The 18,671-nt window shown below is 65.9% G+C and carries 14 protein-coding genes; 2 read left to right on the plus strand and 12 right to left on the minus strand.

Annotated features, from left to right (window positions below):
* Window positions 1–82 precede the first annotated feature (82 nt).
* From glpK to PEP31012_RS10615, 4 genes are all read right to left on the minus strand, one after another.
* Entirely contained in the window at window positions 83–1,594 is a 1,512-nt protein-coding gene (glpK, locus tag PEP31012_RS10600) for a glycerol kinase GlpK (protein ID WP_150589291.1), read from the minus strand.
* 30 nt (window positions 1,595–1,624) lie between these two features.
* A complete protein-coding gene (glpD, locus tag PEP31012_RS10605; RefSeq protein ID WP_150589292.1) occupies window positions 1,625–3,163 on the minus strand; it encodes a glycerol-3-phosphate dehydrogenase in 1,539 nt (512 codons plus the stop codon).
* A gap of 180 nt (window positions 3,164–3,343) precedes the next feature.
* On the minus strand, window positions 3,344–4,168 hold the full coding sequence (locus PEP31012_RS10610; RefSeq protein ID WP_246171230.1) for a DeoR/GlpR family DNA-binding transcription regulator: 825 nt from the start codon (window positions 4,166–4,168) through the stop codon (window positions 3,344–3,346).
* Between the two features lie 130 nt (window positions 4,169–4,298).
* Window positions 4,299–4,802 carry a hypothetical protein gene (locus PEP31012_RS10615; RefSeq protein ID WP_150589293.1) on the minus strand — a complete coding sequence of 168 codons (504 nt, stop codon included), beginning with the start codon at window positions 4,800–4,802 and terminating at the stop codon, window positions 4,299–4,301.
* A gap of 536 nt (window positions 4,803–5,338) precedes the next feature.
* Between PEP31012_RS10615 and PEP31012_RS10620 the strand changes: the two genes are divergently transcribed.
* Window positions 5,339–6,490 (plus strand): glycerate kinase, encoded by a 1,152-nt coding sequence (locus PEP31012_RS10620; RefSeq protein ID WP_150589294.1) that lies wholly within the window; start codon window positions 5,339–5,341, stop codon window positions 6,488–6,490.
* A gap of 153 nt (window positions 6,491–6,643) precedes the next feature.
* Here PEP31012_RS10620 and PEP31012_RS10625 read toward each other — a convergent pair whose 3' ends face one another.
* From PEP31012_RS10625 to prpB, 5 genes are all read right to left on the minus strand, one after another.
* Entirely contained in the window at window positions 6,644–8,092 is a 1,449-nt protein-coding gene (locus PEP31012_RS10625) for a bifunctional 2-methylcitrate dehydratase/aconitate hydratase (protein ID WP_150589295.1), read from the minus strand.
* Window positions 8,093–8,266: 174 nt separating this feature from the next.
* The gene (gene prpF, locus PEP31012_RS10630) at window positions 8,267–9,457 is read right to left on the minus strand and encodes a 2-methylaconitate cis-trans isomerase PrpF (RefSeq protein WP_150589296.1); all 1,191 of its coding nucleotides are present in this window, start codon (window positions 9,455–9,457) and stop codon (window positions 8,267–8,269) included.
* Window positions 9,458–9,468: 11 nt separating this feature from the next.
* Complete coding sequence (acnD, locus tag PEP31012_RS10635) at window positions 9,469–12,069, minus strand: Fe/S-dependent 2-methylisocitrate dehydratase AcnD (RefSeq protein ID WP_150589297.1); 2,601 nt, start codon at window positions 12,067–12,069, stop codon at window positions 9,469–9,471.
* Window positions 12,070–12,208: 139 nt separating this feature from the next.
* Window positions 12,209–13,360 carry a bifunctional 2-methylcitrate synthase/citrate synthase gene (gene prpC, locus PEP31012_RS10640; protein WP_150589298.1) on the minus strand — a complete coding sequence of 384 codons (1,152 nt, stop codon included), beginning with the start codon at window positions 13,358–13,360 and terminating at the stop codon, window positions 12,209–12,211.
* A 28-nt stretch (window positions 13,361–13,388) separates the two neighbouring features.
* Window positions 13,389–14,279 carry a methylisocitrate lyase gene (gene prpB / locus PEP31012_RS10645; RefSeq protein WP_150589299.1) on the minus strand — a complete coding sequence of 297 codons (891 nt, stop codon included), beginning with the start codon at window positions 14,277–14,279 and terminating at the stop codon, window positions 13,389–13,391.
* 379 nt (window positions 14,280–14,658) lie between these two features.
* On the opposite strand from prpB, the gene prpR reads away from it, so the two are divergent.
* Complete coding sequence (gene prpR / locus PEP31012_RS10650; protein WP_246171231.1) at window positions 14,659–16,860, plus strand: propionate catabolism operon regulatory protein PrpR; 2,202 nt, start codon at window positions 14,659–14,661, stop codon at window positions 16,858–16,860.
* A gap of 29 nt (window positions 16,861–16,889) precedes the next feature.
* Here the strand turns inward: prpR and PEP31012_RS23635 are convergent, their stop codons facing one another.
* The 3 genes from PEP31012_RS23635 to PEP31012_RS23830 form a co-directional block, all read right to left on the minus strand.
* A complete protein-coding gene (locus PEP31012_RS23635; RefSeq protein ID WP_017233377.1) occupies window positions 16,890–17,051 on the minus strand; it encodes a hypothetical protein in 162 nt (53 codons plus the stop codon).
* 176 nt (window positions 17,052–17,227) lie between these two features.
* The gene (locus tag PEP31012_RS10655) at window positions 17,228–18,037 is read right to left on the minus strand and encodes a MetQ/NlpA family ABC transporter substrate-binding protein (RefSeq protein ID WP_217427126.1); all 810 of its coding nucleotides are present in this window, start codon (window positions 18,035–18,037) and stop codon (window positions 17,228–17,230) included.
* A 418-nt stretch (window positions 18,038–18,455) separates the two neighbouring features.
* The coding region (locus PEP31012_RS23830) for a hypothetical protein (protein WP_217427127.1) at window positions 18,456–18,671 on the minus strand (216 nt) is incomplete at its 5' end.

Here is an 18,671-nt window from a genome sequence, read left to right on the forward strand (position 1 = left end):
CTGGCGCCATCGGCGGCACGACGCCGCCGGGGACCGCCGCCACGTTGCCCCTGGGCGGGCATTGCGCTGAGACCCGCCCTCGTCAGGAGGTCTCGCCGTCTTCCGCCCAGAACTTCGCCGCGCGCACGGCGCGTTGCCAGCCACTGACGGCACGGCTGACGTCGTGCTCCGACAACTTGCGGGAAAAGCGTCGCTGCAAATCCCATTGGCGCGCCAACGTGTCGATGTCCGGCCAGAAGCCGACAGCCAGCCCCGCGAGATAGGCGGCGCCGGCCGCCGTCGTCTCGATGACCTTGGGGCGCACCACATCCGCGCCCAGCAAATCCGCTTGCCATTGCATCAGCAGATCGTTGGCCGCCGCGCCGCCGTCGACACGCAGTTCCGACACGCGCAGCCCCGCGTCGGCCTCCATGGCGCGCAGCACATCGAGCGTCTGAAATCCGATGCTGTCGAGCGCGGCGCGGGCCACATGCGCCGCCGTCGTGCCACGCGTCGCACCGAACAATGTGCCGCGCGCACGCGGTTGCCAGTGCGGTGCGCCCAGTCCGGCAAACGCGGGCACGAGCACGACGCCGTCGGCGTCGGGCACGCTGGTCGCGAGCGCCTCGACGTCGCGCGAATGCCGAATGATCCCCAACCCGTCGCGCAACCACTGCACGACCGCCCCCCCGATGAAAATGCTGCCTTCGAGCGCATAGTCGACTCGGTCGCCGATCTTCCAGGCCACCGTCGTGAGCAGGTTGTGGCGCGACGCCTGCGGCTTGTCGCCGGTGTTCATCACCATGAAGCAGCCCGTGCCGTACGTGTTCTTCACCATGCCTGGCGAGAGACACATCTGCCCGAAGAGCGCCGCCTGCTGATCGCCTGCGATGCCCGCGATCGGTACCGGCACGGAGAAGAGCGACGTGGCCGTGTGGCCGTACACCTCGCTCGACGAGCGCACCTCAGGCAACAGACTGCGCGGCACATCGAGCAGCGCGAGCAGGTCATCGTCCCAGTCGAGCGTGTGGATATTGAACAACATCGTGCGCGACGCATTCGAGACGTCGGTCACATGCAACTTGCCGCCGGTCAGATGCCACACGAGCCAGCTATCGACCGTACCGAAAGCCAGGTGCCCGGCGTTGGCGGCGTCGCGCGCACCGGCCACGTTATCGAGAATCCAGCGGATCTTGCTGCCCGAAAAATAAGCATCCAGACGAAGCCCGGTGCGGCTTGCGACGAGCGTTTCGTTGCCCTGTGTGCGCAACCCATCGCAGAAATCTGCCGTGCGGCGGTCCTGCCAAACGATGGCGTTGTACACCGGCTCGCCCGTGCGACGATCCCACACCAGGGTCGTCTCACGCTGGTTCGTGATGCCGATGGCCGCAATGTCGCGCCCCCCGACGCCGGCATGCGTCAGCGCCTCCGCCGCGACGCCGGCCTGCGTCGCCCAGATGTCGCGCGGATCGTGTTCGACCCACCCCGGATGCGGATAGATCTGACGGAATTCCTTCTGCGCGGTCGCCACGACATGGCCATCGCGGTGGAACAGCAACGCTCGCGAGCTGGTCGTGCCCTGATCGAACGCGAGGATGTACGCACCTCCTGCCATTGCCCTTGTCTCCTGTATTTTTAGCGGAACTCAGGTCACCATTTCCGCCTGCTGGGCGAACCACTGTTGCACGCTGGATTCGCCATCCTTGCCGAGATGCAGACCGAGTTTGGTCCGGCGCCACAGCACGTCTTGCGCCGTGCGCGCCCATTCGTATTGCACAAGATATCGCAGCTCGGCCTCGTAAAGATCGCCGCAGATGCGCCGGCCCAGTCCGTCGAGCGAACTTGCATCGCCAAGCAGCACATGCGTGCGCGTGCCGTAGGTGCGCGCGTACCGATGCGCCAGCGCCTGCGGCAACCACGGCGTCTGCGCGCGCAGCGACGTCTCGAACGCGCCGGCATTCGGCTCGGCCATGTCGCCGCCGGGCAGTGCTGCACCTGCCGTCCAATCGCCATGTGTGAAGCCCAGCGGCCCTTGCAGGTGCGACATCGCCTCTTCCGCAAGGCGGCGGTACGTCGTGATCTTGCCGCCGAACACCGACAGCAGCGGCGCGCGAGTGCCGGGCGCGTCGAGTTCCAGCTTGTAATCGCGCGTGACCGCCGACGGGTTCGAGACTTCCTCCTCCATCAGCGGACGCACGCCTGCGTATGTCCAGACAACATCGGCTAGCCCGATCCGCCGGGTGAAATACTCGCTGGCGGACTGGCAGAGATAGGCGATCTCGTCGTCGTTGATCGCGACGTTCGCGGGATCGCCGTGATACTCGATGTCGGTCGTGCCAATCAGCGTGAAGTCGCGTTCGTAGGGAATCGCGAAGATGATGCGCTTGTCCGGGTTCTGGAAGATGTAGGCGTGATCGTGATCGAACAGCTTGCGCGTGACGATGTGGCTGCCCTTGACCATGCGCACACGATGCGTGGCGCTCTGGCGCAGCACGTCGCCAAGCAGTTGACCGACCCACGGCCCGGCCGCGTTGACGATGGCACGCGCGCGCACCGTCTGGCGCACGCCTTCGGTCGTCTCGAGTTGGGCCGTCCACAGACGCTCGCCACGCTCGGCGCCCGTGAGCCGCGTGCGCGTGAGAATCGTCGCGCCGCGCTCGGCCGCGTCCTGCGCGTTGAGTACGACCAGACGCGCGTCCTGCACCCAGCCGTCCGAATAGACAAAGCCGCGCGTCAGATCGCCACGCAGCGGTGCGCCGGCCGGATGCCGGCGCAAATCGATACCACGCGAGCCGGGCAGGATGTCGCGCCGCGCAAGGTGATCGTAAAGAAACAGTCCTGCGCGAATCATCCACGCGGGGCGCAGGTTCGGCATATGCGGCATCACGAAGCGCAGCGGCCACATGATGTGGGGCGCGGCACGCAGCAACACCTCGCGCTCCTGCAACGCCTTGCGCACCAGACCGAACTCGTAATACTCCAGGTAGCGCAGCCCCCCATGAATCAGCTTGGTACTGGCCGATGACGTATGGGACGCCAGATCGTCCTGCTCGACGAGCACGACGCGCAAGCCGCGACCGGCGGCGTCGCGCGCGATGCCCGTTCCGTTGATCCCGCCGCCCACGACCAGCAGGTCATAAGGCGGCAGCACGTTGTCCGATGGCGATAGAGCGGGTGTCTGCACGTCGTCACTCCCGGGGGATGGGCGTCAAATCAGGGAAAATTCGAAAATGTTCGTTTTCGATATTCGTTAACGAACAATCAGATGGGAATTCTACCAGAATTGCCCAGAGAATTTTCGAATTCGCACATTCTTGCCATTCGATGTGCGAATTCGCGCGTGAGTGGGAGGCGACGGTAGGGATCAGGTCGCGACGTGTACCCGCGTACCGGCCTCGGCGATCACGTCGGCCATGCCCTCGGGCACCGGGCGATCGGTAAACAGGGCATCGACCTGCGACAGGTGTCCCAGGCGCACGAGCGCCGGGCGCCCGAACTTGCTGTGATCGGCCGCCAGGAAGACGGTGCGGGAGTGCGCGATGATCGCCTCGGCCACGCGCACCTCGCGGTAGTCGAAGTCGCGCAACGTGCCGTCGGCGTCGATGGCGGAGATCCCGACGATACCGAAATCCACTTTGAACTGGCGGATGAAATCGAGCGTGGCTTCGCCCGTGACCCCTTGGTCGCGAGCGCGCACGACGCCGCCGGCAATGATGACCTCGGCGTCGGCGTAGCCGCTCATCATGGCCGCGACATGCAGATTGTTGGTGATGACGCGCAGCCCCCGGTGACTCGACAGCGCCCGCGCTACGGCTTCCGTCGTGGTGCCCAGATTGATGAAGAGCGAGGCGTGATCGGGGACTTGTTCGGCAAGGCGCACTGCGATGCGGCGCTTCTCGTCCGCCAACTGTGTCTGGCGGGCATCGTAGGCGTCGTTCTCGGCCCCGCCCGGCAGTCCGACGCCGCCATGGTAGCGACGCACCCATTTGCGTTCGGCCAGGAAGTTGATGTCGCGCCGGATCGTCTGCGGCGTCACGTCGAAGCGCACGGCAAGCGCATCGACCGTAAGAAAGCCATCGCGACGAACGGCGTCGAAAAGCGCCTGCTGGCGCGGGTTCGGCAAGGCCTGCCCGGCATCGGCGGCAGTCGTTTGCGCCTCGGAGACGTCGATGGATTCAGTATGGGACATCGGCACGCACGCAGTAAAAGCCTTCGCGCGGCCCGGCCGGCCGCGCGTTCGCCGTCATGATACCCCGACGGGGTATGACGCTACCGTGAGCGCTGCATGAAAGCTCGCTTCAACGTGCGACGCGATCGCCTCAAAGGCACCGGCGCACGGCGTCGGCGAGCGATTGGGGGCCCGTCGAACCGAGATACAGGGCGCCTTCGCTGCCCGGCCTGTGCGGCATCAGATCGAGAATGGCGAGCACGCCGTCGTCTTTGGAGGAGAGTTCGAGCGTCTGGCCCGCGCCTGCCTTCAAGCGTTGCAGGCTCGCGTGGGGCAGTTGCCGCTTCCACAGACGTGCCGTGCAGGCGCTCACGCGGGCAAATGGCTTCTTCGACGATCCTTGCCAGACCACCCCATTGTCCCGGGCGTCCGCGACCGTGTCGCGATAGGCAGGGAACGTCTCGACTTTGACATTTTCCGGTGCAACGTCGGCCACGCTGCCCACCGGCGGATCGTCATGCGCGACGACCGGCGCCGTCTGCGCACAGCCGGCCAGCCACACGGCGAGCCCCAGGCCCACTGCGGCCACTGCGCCCACCCGACTGCGCCGCGACACGCGCGACGTGCCCGAATTCCAGTCCTTGCCCCGGTTCATGCCCCGCTCCACGCTCGCATATGGCTGTCGCGCACGCAACGTCATGCTTCTGCCGCAGCCAGCCGGGCATCGTCGTGGCGACAACTTGGTATCTGGTCCCGGCGCTCGACGGCGGTTGGCCACGCGACGACATCGTGCCTGCATGTCGCGCCACCCCCTTGCGTCGTGATAGTCGTTGATTCTGCGCCGGTCATGCCGACACGCGCCCAGGCAGTCCCTGCATCGGCTCGGGCTTTCGCGAGCCATGCGGCGTTTCGGGCGACGCGCCGTCAGTTGGCGCCCATCTTACCCGCGTTATTCATAGCATGGCAATTCGCGCAATGCGCGCTGGCCCGAATCGCGTATATTGCTGGTTTCTGTCACACTGCGTCGCATCGTCTCGCGTCCAACCCTGTTGCGAGCCGACGCGCCATCCCGTCTACCGGGCCCAGGATAAACCGTCCGGCCGGTACGCCATAAGCGAAAACAAACAACGGGCATGACGCGCACGTGACCCCTGCCAACCCGTATCCCTTTTTGCGACTGTCCTGATTTCCATGTCCAGCAATGCGCAAGCCCCGATCATCGTCATCGCCCCCGATTCGTTCAAAGGTTCGCTGAGTGCCCCGGAAGTGGCCCGCGCCATCGCATCCGGCATTGCGCGCGTACTGCCGCAGGCCGACCTGCGGTTGCGTCCGATGGCGGACGGCGGCGAAGGCACGCTCGACGCCCTGCTCTCCGCGGGCGGGCGCCGTGTCCCGCTTTCGGTGCGTGGCGCCGGTCAGGCATCGGTGATGGCCGAGTATGGCGTCATGCCGGACGGCACGGGCGTGCTGGAAAGCGCCAACGTGGTGAGCATCACCGACCCGGTCGGCATGCAGACGCCGGTGGCCGAGCGCTCGACGGTTGGCCTGGGCGAATTGCTGCGCGCACTGCTCGACACCGGCGCGCGCCGGGTGCTGATCGGTCTGGGCGGCAGCAGCACGAACGACGGGGGCGCGGGCCTGCTCGTCGGCCTCGGTGCGCGCTTGCTCGACGCGTCGGGCGAAGCGGTGCCGCCGGTGCCCGCCGCGCTGCATCGCGTGGCGTCGATCGATCTGAACGGGCTGGACGCCCGCCTGAAGGACTGCGAACTGATCGCCATGTCCGACGTGAACAACCCGCTCAACGGCCCGCAAGGCGCCACGGCGATCTTCGGGCCGCAAAAGGGCGTGAGCGGCGCGCAAATCGAGCCGCTCGACCGGGCCATCGCGCATTTCGCCGAACATGCGCACCGGGCGTTCAATGCCAATCAAGCCGCCAGCCGCGCGGGCGCGGGGGCGGCAGGCGGCCTGGGCTTTGCCCTGCATCTGCTGGGCGCGAAGTTCCGCTCCGGCGCGGAAGTCGTGGCCGAGCGTGTCGGGCTGCCGCAAGCCGTGGAAGGGGCCGATTGGCTCATCACCGGCGAAGGCCGCAGCGACGGTCAGACGCTTTCCGGCAAGACGCCGATGATTGCCGCGCAGGTGGCGATCAAGGCCGGCGCAACGGCCTCGCTGCTCTCGGGCGCTATCGATCGCAGCGCGCTCGATAGCCTGTCGCGCGTGTTCTCGGGATGCTTCTCGCTGACGTTCGGACCGACCACGCTGGAAAAAGCGATTGCCGATGCGGCCGGGCTGCTGGCCGACAGCGCGGAACAGATGACGCGCCTGCGTTACACGCACAAGGGCTGAATCCGCCTTCCCGCGGCGGTCCGATAGTCATCGGACCGCTCATGCGCCGCTGTCGATTTTTCGATCCGCCGATTCGTCAATCCGTCGATGCGTCGACGGCCGCTCCCGCCACCGCCACCCCACACCGCGTGGGCAATCGGCGTCGCCGGGCGCTCACACCATCAGATCCACAAATTGATGCACCGGCATCGCCTCGAGTCGTTGCCGATCGAGCGCGACGTCAAGAATGCGCGCCTGCGCACGCGCCGCGAAGCGCCGCGCCAGGTTTGTCTTGAACTTCTCAACGAGCAGCGGCATCCCCTCGTCACGGCGACGCCTGTGGCCAATGGGGTATTCGACGAGCACTTCGTCGAGCTTCGTCCCGTCGGTCAGGGTGACGCTCAGTCCATTGGCGATCGACCGCTTGCCGGGATCGTGATAATCCCGCGTGAATTGCGGGTCTTCCTTGCAGACGATCTTCGCACGCAGCGCATCGATGCGAGGATCGGCGGCAACGTCATCTTCGTAATCGCCCGCCGTCAGTCGCCCGAACACCAACGGTACCGCCACCATGTACTGGATGCAGTGATCGCGATCCGCCGGATTGGCGAGCGGCCCTTGCTTGTCGATGATGCGAATCGCCGCGGCGTGCGTGCGAATCGTCACCGACTGGATGTCCTGCGCATCGCGTCCCATCGACACCAACTGGCGGTGCAACGTCATTGCCGCCTCTGCCGCCGTCTGCGCATGGAACTCCGCCGGGAATGAAATCTTGAACAGCACGTTTTCCATCACGTACTCGCCATAAGGGCGTTGGAACGCAAACGGCTTGCCTTTGAACAGCACGTCATAGAAGCCCCACGTCTTGGCGGTGAGTACCGACGGGTAGCCCATCTCGCCCGTGCGCGCCATGAGTGCGAGCCGCACGGCCCGGCTGGTGGCGTCGCCCGCCGCCCACGATTTGCGGCTGCCGGTGTTCGGCGCATGGCGATACGTGCGCAGGCTCTGTCCATCGACGAACGCTAGCGAGAGCGCGTTGATCAGTTCGTCACGTGAGAGTCCGAGCATTTCGCCGACGACCGCCGTCGACGCCACCTTCACCAGCACCACATGATCGAGTCCAACCTGGTTGAATGAATTCTCCAGTGCCAGACAGCCCTGGATCTCGTGCGCCTTGATCATCGCGGCGAGCACATGGCGCATCGTCAGCGGCGGCTGCCCCTGCGACACCGCGGTGCGTGAAAGCCAGTCGGCCGTCATGAGAATGCCGCCGAGATTGTCCGACGGGTGCCCCCATTCGGCCGCGAGCCACGTGTCGTTGAAGTCGAGCCAGCGAATCATCGAGCCCAGATTGAACGCTGCCTGCACGGGGTCGAGCTGATACGGCGTGCCGGGCACCTTTGCGCCGTTCGGCACGACCGTGCCCGGCACGATGGGCCCGAGCAGCTTGGTGCAGGCCGGATAGGACAGCGCCTCGAAGCCGCACCCAAGGGTGTCGATCAGACAATGGCGAGCGGTGTCGAAGGCGAGATCGCTGCGGACCTCATAGGTGAGGACGTAATCGACAATATCGGTCAGCACCTTGTCGGGCGCGGGACGCACATTCGAGATGCCTGCGGACATGGGCGGCCTCCTGTGACGTTGACGAAAGCCGCCATCCCACCAAGGCGCCGGCGACTTCCCGAGACCTCCCATGATAAGCGGCCGGAGAGCAGGATGCTCACCGGCCGCCGGGATCCCCACGCCCCCCCCGCCGTCAGCGCGGGGCGAACGTCAAACCGTCAACACGTCACGACGTCAGAACGCGTCGCCGGGAATGCGCACCCAGCCTTCCATTAACACCCGGGCGCTGCGGCTCATGATGGCCTTGGTGACCGTCCACTCGCCACCGTCCTGTTTCGCCTCCGCGCCGACGCGCAAAGTGCCCGACGGATGCCCGAAGCGCACCGCGTTACGCGCGCCGCCACCGGCGGCCAGGTTGACCAGCGTGCCCGGAATCGACGCCGCAGCGCCGATGCAAACCGCCGCCGTGCCCATCATGGCGTGATGCAGCTTGCCCATCGACAGCGCACGCACCAGCAGATCGATGTCGCCCGGATTCACGGTCTTGCCGCTCGACGCCGTGTAACCGGCCGGCTTTGCCACGAACGCGACCTTCGGCGTGTGCTGACGCGTCGCGGCTTCCGACACGTCCTGGATCAGGCCCATGCGGATCGCGCCGTACGCGCGAATGGTCTCGAACATGGCAAGCGCCTTCGCGTCGCTGTTGATCGCGTCCTGCAATTCCGTGCCCCGATAGCCGATGTCTTCGGCGTTGAGGAAAATGGTCGGAATGCCGGCGTTGATCATCGTGGCCTTGAAGGTGCCCACACCGGGGACTTCGAGGTCGTCGATGAGATTGCCGGTCGGGAACATGGCCCCGCCCTCACCGTCTTCCTCGGCGGCCGGATCGAGAAATTCGAGCTGGACTTCGGCGGCCGGAAACGTCACGCCGTCGAGTTCGAAATCCCCCGTCTCCTGCACCGCACCGCCGGTCATCGGCACGTGCGCGATGATCGTCTTGCCGATGTTGGCCTGCCAGATCCGCACGACGGCCACGCCATCGCGCGGCACCCGCGCCGGGTCCACCAGCCCGCCGCTGATCGCGAACGGGCCGACGGCCGCCGACAGATTGCCGCAGTTGCCGCTCCAGTCGACAAACTTCTGGTCGATCGACACCTGGCCGAACAAATAGTCCACATCGTGCCCCGGCCGCTCGCTCTTCGCGAGGATGACGGTCTTGCTCGTGCTCGACGTGGCCCCGCCCATGCCGTCGATCTGCTTGCCGTAGGGATCCGGGCTGCCGATCACGCGCATGAGCAGCGCGTCGCGCGCCGCCCCCGGCACCTGCGCGGGGGCGGGCAGGTCCTGCAGGCGAAAGAACACGCCCTTGCTGGTGCCGCCACGCATATACGTGGCGGGAATACGAATTTGTGGCTGATGCGCCATCACGTCTCTCCTCAGGCTGCCGCCTGCGACGATTCCAGAAAGTCCTGCGCGAAGCGCTGCAGCACTCCGCCTGCCTCGTAGATCGACACTTCCTCCGCCGTATCGAGACGGCAGGTCACGGGCACTTCCACGCGCTCGCCATTCCGACGATGAACCACCAGCGTGAGATCGGCGCGCGGCGTGCGCTCACCGATCACGTCGAAGGTCTCGCTGCCGTCAATGCCGAGCGTCTTGCGGTTCGTACCTGGCTTGAATTCGAGCGGCAATACGCCCATGCCGACCAGATTGGTGCGGTGAATGCGCTCGAAGCCTTCGGCGACAATCGCCTCGGTACCCGCCAGTCGCACGCCCTTGGCCGCCCAGTCGCGCGACGAGCCCTGGCCGTAATCGGCCCCGGCGATAACGATGAGCGGCTGCTTGCGCGCCATGTACGTCTCGATCGCCTCCCACATGCGCGTGACCTTGCCTTCCGGCTCGATCCGCGCGAGCGACCCCGCCTTGACCTGCCCGTCGACCACGACCATCTCGTTCTTGAGCGTCGGGTTGGCGAACGTGGCGCGCTGCGCCGTCAGGTGATCGCCGCGGTGCGTGGCGTACGAATTGAAGTCCTCTTCCGGCAGGCCCATCTTCGCGAGGTACTCGCCCGCCGCGCTGTCGGCCATGATCGCGTTCGACGGCGAAAGGTGGTCGGTCGTGATGTTGTCGCCCAGCACCGCTAGCGCGCGCATGCCGCGCAACGTGCGCTCACCCGCGAGCGCCCCTTCCCAGTAGGGCGGGCGACGGATGTAGGTGCTCATCTCGCGCCAGTCGTACAGTGGGTCGGCCGGCTCGCCCGCGTCGACCGAGGCGGCAAACATCGGCTCGTACACGCGACGGAACTGCTCCGGCTTGACACTGCGCTCGATGATCGCGTCGATCTCTTCGTCGCTCGGCCACAGGTCGGCCAGACGCACCGGCTTGCCATTGGCATCGACCCCCAGCACGTCCTTCTCGATGTCGAAACGGATCGTGCCGGCGATGGCGTAGGCCACCACCAGCGGCGGCGACGCGAGGAACGCCTGCTTCGCATACGGGTGGATGCGGCCGTCGAAGTTGCGGTTGCCCGAGAGCACGGCCGTGGCATACAGGTCGCGGTCGATGATCTCTTGCTGGATAACCGGGTCGAGCGCGCCCGACATGCCGTTGCACGACGTGCACGCGTAAGCGACCACGCCGAAACCGAGCTTCTCCAGTTCCGGCAGCAGCCCAGCGGCTTCCAGATACAGCGTGACTGCCTTCGACCCCGGGGCGAGCGAACTCTTCACCCACGGCTTGCGCGTGAGCCCCGCGCGATTGGCGTTGCGCGCGAACAGGCCTGCCGCAATCATGTTGCGCGGGTTGTTCGTGTTCGTGCAGCTCGTGATCGCGGCGATGATGACCGCGCCGTCGGGCATCCGGCCCGGCTCGTTCTCGACCTTGCCGCTGATGCCGCGCGCGGCCAGCTCGCTCGTCGGCACACGCTTGTGCGGATTCGACGGGCCGGCGATGTTGCGCACCACGCTTGAGAGGTCGAACGTGAGCACGCGCTCGTACTGCGCGTGCGCCAGCGTGTCGGCCCAGAGGCCGGTCTGCTTCGCATAGGTCTCGACCAGCGCGACCTGCGCGTCGTCGCGGCCAGTGAGCTTCAGATACTTGATCGTTTGCGCGTCGATGTAGAACATCGCCGCCGTGGCGCCGAATTCGGGCGCCATGTTCGAGATCGTGGCGCGGTCGCCCAGCGTAAGGTTCGCGGCCCCGTCGCCATAGAACTCGAGGTAGGCCGACACGACCTTTTCCTTGCGCAGGAACTCGGTGAGCGCCAGCACGATATCGGTCGCCGTGATGCCCGGCTGCGGCCTGCCCGTCAGTGCCACGCCGACGATATCCGGCAGTCGCATCCACGACGCGCGCCCGAGCATCACACTCTCCGCTTCCAGCCCGCCCACGCCGATGGCGATCACGCCCAGCGCATCGACCATCGGCGTATGCGAGTCGGTGCCCACGAGCGTATCCGGGTAGGCCACCCCGTGCGCGACCTGAACCACCGGGCTCATGCGCTCCAGATTGATCTGGTGCAGGATGCCGTTGCCCGGCGGAATCACGTCGACATTGCGGAACGCTTGCTTCGTCCAGTTGATGAAGTCGAAGCGGTCTTCATTGCGACGATCCTCGATGGCGCGGTTCTTCGCGAACGCGTCGGGATCGAAGCCGCCGCACTCGACGGCGAGCGAGTGATCGACGACGAGCTGCGTCGGCACCACCGGATTGACCAGCGCGGGATCGCCGCCTTGCGCCGCGATGGCGTCACGCAGCCCGGCAAGGTCGACAAGCGCGGTCTGGCCGAGAATGTCGTGACACACTACGCGGGCAGGAAACCAGGGGAAATCGAGATCGCGGCGTCGCTCGATCAGTTGCTTGAGGGAATCGGTCAGCGCCGCCGGGTCGCAGCGGCGCACGAGGTTCTCGGCCAGCACGCGCGACGTGTAGGGCAGCGTGTCGTAGGCGCCCGGCGCAATGGCCTCGACAGCGGCGCGGGCGTCGAAGTAATCGAGCGACGTCCCGGGCAGGGATTTGCGGTATTCGGTATTCATCATGTGAGGAAGGTATCGGCCCGGTGGATGGCGGCGTGAAGCCTGTGCAGACAACGTGCCTGCGTGCCGGAAGGCCCGGGACAGCGGCGTCGATGCCACCGCCCCGGGCCTTCCGGGCGAGAAATGCCTGTCGCAGGCAGGCTCAACGCTTTTCGATCGGCACGAACTGCTGGTCTTCCGGACCGGTGTAATTGGCGCTCGGACGAATGATCTTGTTGTCGATGCGTTGCTCGATGACGTGGGCACTCCAGCCGGACGTGCGCGCAATCACGAACAGCGGCGTGAACATCGCCGTCGGCACCCCCATCATGTGGTAGCTCACGGCGCTGAACCAGTCCAGGTTCGGGAACATCTTCTTGACGTCCCACATCACCGACTCCAGTCGCTCGGCGATGTCGTACATCTTCGTGTTCTGCTGGTCTTTCGACAATTCGTGCGCGACTTCCTTGATGACCTTGTTGCGCGGATCGCTCACGGTGTAGACCGGGTGACCGAAGCCGATGATGACTTCCTTGTTCTCGACGCGGCGGCGGATATCGGCCTCGGCGTCGTCGGGCGAGTCGTAGCGCTTCTGGATCTCGAACGCCACTTCGTTCGCGCCACCGTGCTTCGGGCCGCGCAGCGCGCCGATGGCACCGGTGATGGCGGAGTGCATGTCCGAGCCCGTGCCCGCGATCACGCGCGCGGTGAACGTGGACGCGTTGAATTCGTGCTCCGCGTACAGGATCAGCGAAGTGTGCATGGCACGCACCCACAGGTCCGACGGCTTCTCGCCGTGCAGCAGGTGCAGGAAGTGGCCGCCGATGCTGTCATCGTCCGTCTCCACATCGATGCGCACGCCATTGTGGCTGAAGTGGTACCAGTACAGCAGCATCGAGCCGAAGCTGGCCATCAGACGGTCGGCGATGTCGCGCGCGCCCGGCACATTGTGGTCATCCTTCTCCGGTAACACGGTGCCGAGCACCGAGACGCCCGTGCGCATCACGTCCATCGGATGGGCGGCGGCAGGCACGGTTTCGAGCGCGTCCTTGACGGCGGCCGGCAAGCCGCGCAGCGCCTTGAGCTTGGCCTTGTAGCCGCGCAGCTCCGCCACGCTAGGCAGCTTGCCGTAGACGAGCAGGTAAGCGATTTCCTCGAACTCCGAGGTCTGGGCCAGATCCAGAATGTCGTAGCCGCGGTAGTGCAGATCGTTGCCCGAACGGCCCACCGTACACAGGGCGGTATTGCCGGCGGTCACCCCCGACAGGGCGACGGATTTCTTCGGCTTGAAGCCGGTGGCGGTCGTCTCGCTCATGCTCATTCCTCCAGGATCAGGGATTCGGTTATTTCTGTTGGGCGAACAGCGCGTCGAGCTTCTGTTCGTAATCGTGGTAGCCGATGCTCTCATAGAGTTCGGCGCGGGTTTGCATCGTGTCGAGCACGGCCTTTTGCGTGCCGTCTCGGCGAATCGTCTGGTAGACGTTCTGTGCCGCCTTGTTCATGGCACGGAAGGCGGAGAGCGGGTACAGCACGAGCCCGACCTGCGCGCTCTTGAGTTCTTCCACCGTGAACAGCGGCGTCGCGCCGAACTCGGTGATGTTCGCGAGCACCGGCACTTTCACGGCGTCGGAGAACTGGCGGTACATCGGCAACTCGGTCATCGCCTCCGGGAAGATCATGTCGGCGCCGGCTTCGACGCACGCGCAGGCGCGATCGATGGCAGCCTGCAGACCCTCCACGGCCAGCGCATCGGTGCGCGCCATGATCACGAAGTTCTCATCGGTGCGGGCATCGACCGCCGCCTTGATGCGATCGACCATCTCCTGCTGGCTCACGATGGCCTTGCCCGGACGGTGGCCGCAGCGCTTCGCGCCGACCTGGTCCTCGATGTGCATGGCGCCCGCGCCAAACTTGATGAGCGATTGCACCGTGCGCGCAATGTTGAATGCCGACGGCCCGAAGCCGGTATCGACGTCGACGAGCAACGGCAGGTCGCACACGTCGGTGATGCGGCGCACGTCGGTGAGCACGTCGTCGAGCGTGGAGATGCCCAAATCGGGCAGGCCGAGCGACCCCGCCGCCACCCCGCCGCCGGACAGGTAGATCGCCTTGAATCCGGCCGCCTTGGCCAGCAGGGCGTGGTTCGCGTTGATGGCGCCGACAACCTGCAACGGTTGCTCGGTCTTGACGGCCTCGCGGAAAGCGGCGCCGGCCGAACGATGGGTTTGCGTCACGTGAGTGCCTCGGTCGTGTCGTGCGCGACCGACGGTGGAACGCCGCCGAATCGCACGTGGGTTGAGTAATGGCAAGGACATTAGCAATGGCCGTGCCAGCCCGCTATCCCGGCGCGCGCCAAGTGCGGCACCGCGTCGCTAAGACGTTCATTTCGCAGCGGAAATTCTTCTCGGATGTGACGCGCGCGTCAAGATGATCCGCTTGCCTCGCGCTGTCAAAGCGTTTCATTTTGTTTCATTATGAAACTCATAATGAAACACATCATTGCATTGTGCTACGATTCGAATCAGTCTGTCGTAGCGACGCCCGTCCGCCCCGCCGCCCGCGCACTAGCCGCACCTTACCCGCGCCACCCCGCGCATACCGATGAGTCAGGCCATGCCCAACCCCGCTGCCGAATTGCCTCCCCGCCTGCCCTCTGCGGCCGCGAGCGCCCGCCGCACGGGGTTTGCGCAACCGGTCACCGCCGTTCGAAAGCCCGTAATCTGGGCCGTGGGCATCAGCAAGCTCGGCGAACTGTATCGCGACATCGTGCCGGACTACGCCGCGCAAGCCGAGGTGCAGATCATCGACAAGGGTTATGAAGCCGTCATCGACGCGTTGGCGCGTCTGCCCGCCGGCAGCGTCGACGGCATCGTGGCGGCCGGCTCGAACGGCGCCTTCCTGCGCGAGCGCCTGGCCCTGCCCGTGGTGCTCGTGAAGGTGACCGGCTTCGACGTGATGCACGCGTTGGCACGGGCACGCCGCGCCCTGTCGTCGCCCTCACCCTTGCCACCCTCGTCACCCTTGCCACCCTCGTCACCCTTGCCACCCTCGTCACCCGCGTCGGCCGTCTCGCCCGCGTCGCGTATTGCGCTGGTGTCGTACGCCCGCCCCGCGCCCGAATTCGAGCGCTTCAAGAGCGCCTTCCACCTCGATATCTCGCAACACGCCTATTTCGACCGCCACGATGCGGAAGACCTCGTACACCGCTTGCGCGACGAAGGCATCGAGGTCATCGTCGGCCCCGGGCTGGTGAGCGAGCTGGCCGAGCGAGCCGGACTCACGGGCGTCTTTCTCTATTCGCAGGATTCGGTGCGCGCCGCGTTCGACACGGCGCTCGAAGTGGCGCGCTTCGGGCGCATTGAAGCGCAACGCCGCGAGCGGCTCGATACGGTGCTGCGGCACCTGCACGAAGGGGTAGCGGCCGTCGATCTGAACGGACGCATCGAAGCGATCAACGCATCAATGGCCGGCATGCTCGGCGTGAGCGTAGCCGACGCGCTCGGCCGTCCGCTTGACGTCATCGCCCCGGCGCTCGACATCGCGCGCACGCTGGAGAGTGCGAGCGCCGAACTCGAGGCCATCGTCTCGATGGCCGGCAAGACGTGGGTCATCAACCGCATTCCCTTGCTCGACCAGGGCACGCTCACGGGCGCGCTGCTGACCTGCCAGGACTCGCAGTCGTTCGCGCGCGTCGATCGCTCGCTACGCTCGCGCCATCGCCCGCGCCATCTCGTGGCGCGCTACCGCCTCGACGATCTCATCGGCGATTCGGACGCGATGACGCAAGTGCGCGCATTGGCACGCCGCTACGCGCAAACCGACTCGACCGTGCTCGTCCACGGCGAGAGCGGCACGGGCAAGGAACTGCTCGCGCAAGGCATCCACAACGCCAGTCGACGGCGCGACTATCCGTTCGTCGCGATCAACTGCGCGGCGTTTCCGGAAACGCTGCTCGAGAGCGAACTGTTCGGCTACGAGGATGGCGCCTTTTCCGGCGCGCGGCGCGGCGGCAAGGCGGGGCTGTTCGAGACGGCGCACAACGGCACCATTTTTCTCGACGAAATCGGGGAGATGCCGATGCCGCTGCAAACGCGCCTGTTGCGGGTGCTGCAGGAGCGCGAGGTGCTGCGTCTGGGCGCGACCGAACCGGTGCCCTGCGACGTGCGCGTGATTGCGGCCACGCACCGCGATCTTCGCCAGCGCGTCGCGGCCGGCGGGTTCCGCGAAGACTTGTATTACCGGCTCAACATCCTGCGCATGGTGCTGCCATCACTGCGCGAGCGCATGGACGACCTGCCGCGCCTCACCCCGCTCTTTCTCGAACGCGCGCTCGCCCGTGCCGGGGCGCGCATGAGCGTCGAAGCGTTGCAGGCGTCGCTGCTGCCACTGCTCGCAACCTATCACTGGCCTGGGAATGTCCGCGAACTGGAGAATCTGCTGGAACGGATTGCCGTCGTTTGCGCGGATGTCGTCGACGCGCGCGAGATCAGCCGCGCGCGCTTGGTCGAGATTGCCCCGGAGTTGGGGGCGATGCCCCATGCACTTGGCACACGCATGCCGCCCGACGTTTCAAAAACGAACAGCGAACGGCAAACAGGCGCGCGAGATTCGCGTCCCGCCGGCTTGACCGACGCAGGCACCGACGCGACACCATCAGCGCCGCTGACAGGCCGCGCCCGTCGCGCAGCAGAAGAACTGGCGCGCATTCATGCCACACTGGCGGCGTGCGGTGGCGACCGCGGCGCCGCCTGCGAGGCACTGGGCATCAGCCGCTCGACGCTCTGGCGAAAACTGCGCGACACCGCCGGCGACTGAGGCGTACCGCTCAGGTGCGACTCACCGCGTCAGTGCTGGTGACGGATGCGGTCCCACATCTCATGCCAGTCCAGGCGCCGGTGCTGGGACGGCTCGTCGTGATGCGTCACCCAGAAATGATCGAAGAACATGCCAATGGCGAAGCCCACCAGCAGCGCCACAAGCATCATCGAGACGTTGAGCATGGACATGGCGACCTCCCGTCGGTCCGGATCTCTCTTTTATTCTAGTCAAACGATGTCACGCCTGCGCTGCGATATAACCGTCTTTGCCAGTCGCGGCGACATAAAAAAACCGGGGTCGAAACCCCGGTTCGTCCAGTCCTGCAGACGATACGCGCAACGCGCATATTGTCCGTCGCCTGCGATTACCACGTCGGAATCAGCGCGCCCTTGAACTGCGTCTCGATGAACTTCTTCACTTCGTCGGAGTGGTAAGCGTCGACCAGTTGCTTGACCCACGGCTTGTTCGCGTCTTGTGCGCGCACGGCGATCAGGTTGGCGTAAGGCCCCTTCAGGTCTTCGATCGCGATGGCGTCACGCTTGGGCACCAGGCCGGCTTGCGCGGCGAAGTTGGTGTTGATCGAGGCAGCGTCCAGATCCGGCAGTGCGCGCGGCAGTTGTGCGGCTTCGAGCTCCACGATCTTGAGCTTCTTCGGGTTTTCGGCGATGTCCAGCGGGGTCGCGTTCTTGCCGTCGACACCGGCACCGGTGCGCAGCTTGATCAGGCCTTCCTTCTGCAGCAGGAGCAACGCGCGATTGCCGTTCGACGGATCGTTCTGGATGCCGACCTTGGCGCCATTCGGCAGGTCCTTCAGCGACTTGTATTTCTTCGAGTAATAGCCCAGCGGCGAGACGTACGTAAGACCGGCGCTCACGATCTTGTAGCCGCGATCCCTGACCTGGCTGTCGAGGAACGGCTTGTGCTGGAAGCCATTGGCATCCAGATCGCCGGCGTCGAGCGCGGCGTTCGGCTGTGCGTAGTCACTGAATTCGATGATCTTGATCTCCAGGCCGCGCTGGTGGGCGACCTTCTTCACGACTTCGAAGATCTGTGCGTCCGAGCCGGCCATCGTGCCGACCTTCAGGGGCTTGGCGGCCGTCTGGGCCGTGGCGCCTAGAGAGGCCAGCGCGAACGTGGCGCCGAGGAACGCGTGAATCAGTGGACGGGACAGCATGGGCGATTTCTCCTGTTGCTCATTTGGCGCCTGTTGAGCGCCGGTTCGATGGGGGCGGACTTGATGGGTCCACAACGGTCGCGAGGGCACAGCAATGCCTCTGCACGACCCAGACCCGCGATGCTGCCATAAATGCGGGTTTACGCGAAATACGAAATCGGCATGTCGATATCCCCAACGCGGGACGACAGACCGGTCGCCGCAAAAAAACGCCCCTTCGGTCATCCGAAGGGGCGCGTCGCCGGGAGAACTGCCTGATCACGGGCCGGGGGGGGGTGGCACGGCTGACAGCGAAGCCGTCAGCCGGTCGCATCAGGAACCGGCGATTAACCTGCAAGATTCGCTATTTGGGGAAAATGCCTCGGGGCAGCGCCCGCCTGCGTTGTGCCGATCGCCTGCGGGCCCGCCTGCGACGGACTCAGGGACACGTCTCCTCGCCATTCAAGCCGTTCATCGAACATCCACCACCACCGCCGAAACCACTGGGGCCGCCGAACGCGGCAAGTCCGTTACCGCCAGCCGCGCCACCGATGCCGAGACCGCCTGGGCCGGAAGCGCCGACGCCTCCACCGGTGCTCGCGCCACCGCTGCCGCCGGGCGCATTACCACCGCCACCGCCGCCACCGCCGCCACC

Origin of the sequence: Pandoraea eparura (genome assembly GCF_902459725.1) — a bacterium.
Taxonomy (GTDB): Bacteria; Pseudomonadota; Gammaproteobacteria; order Burkholderiales; family Burkholderiaceae; genus Pandoraea; species Pandoraea eparura.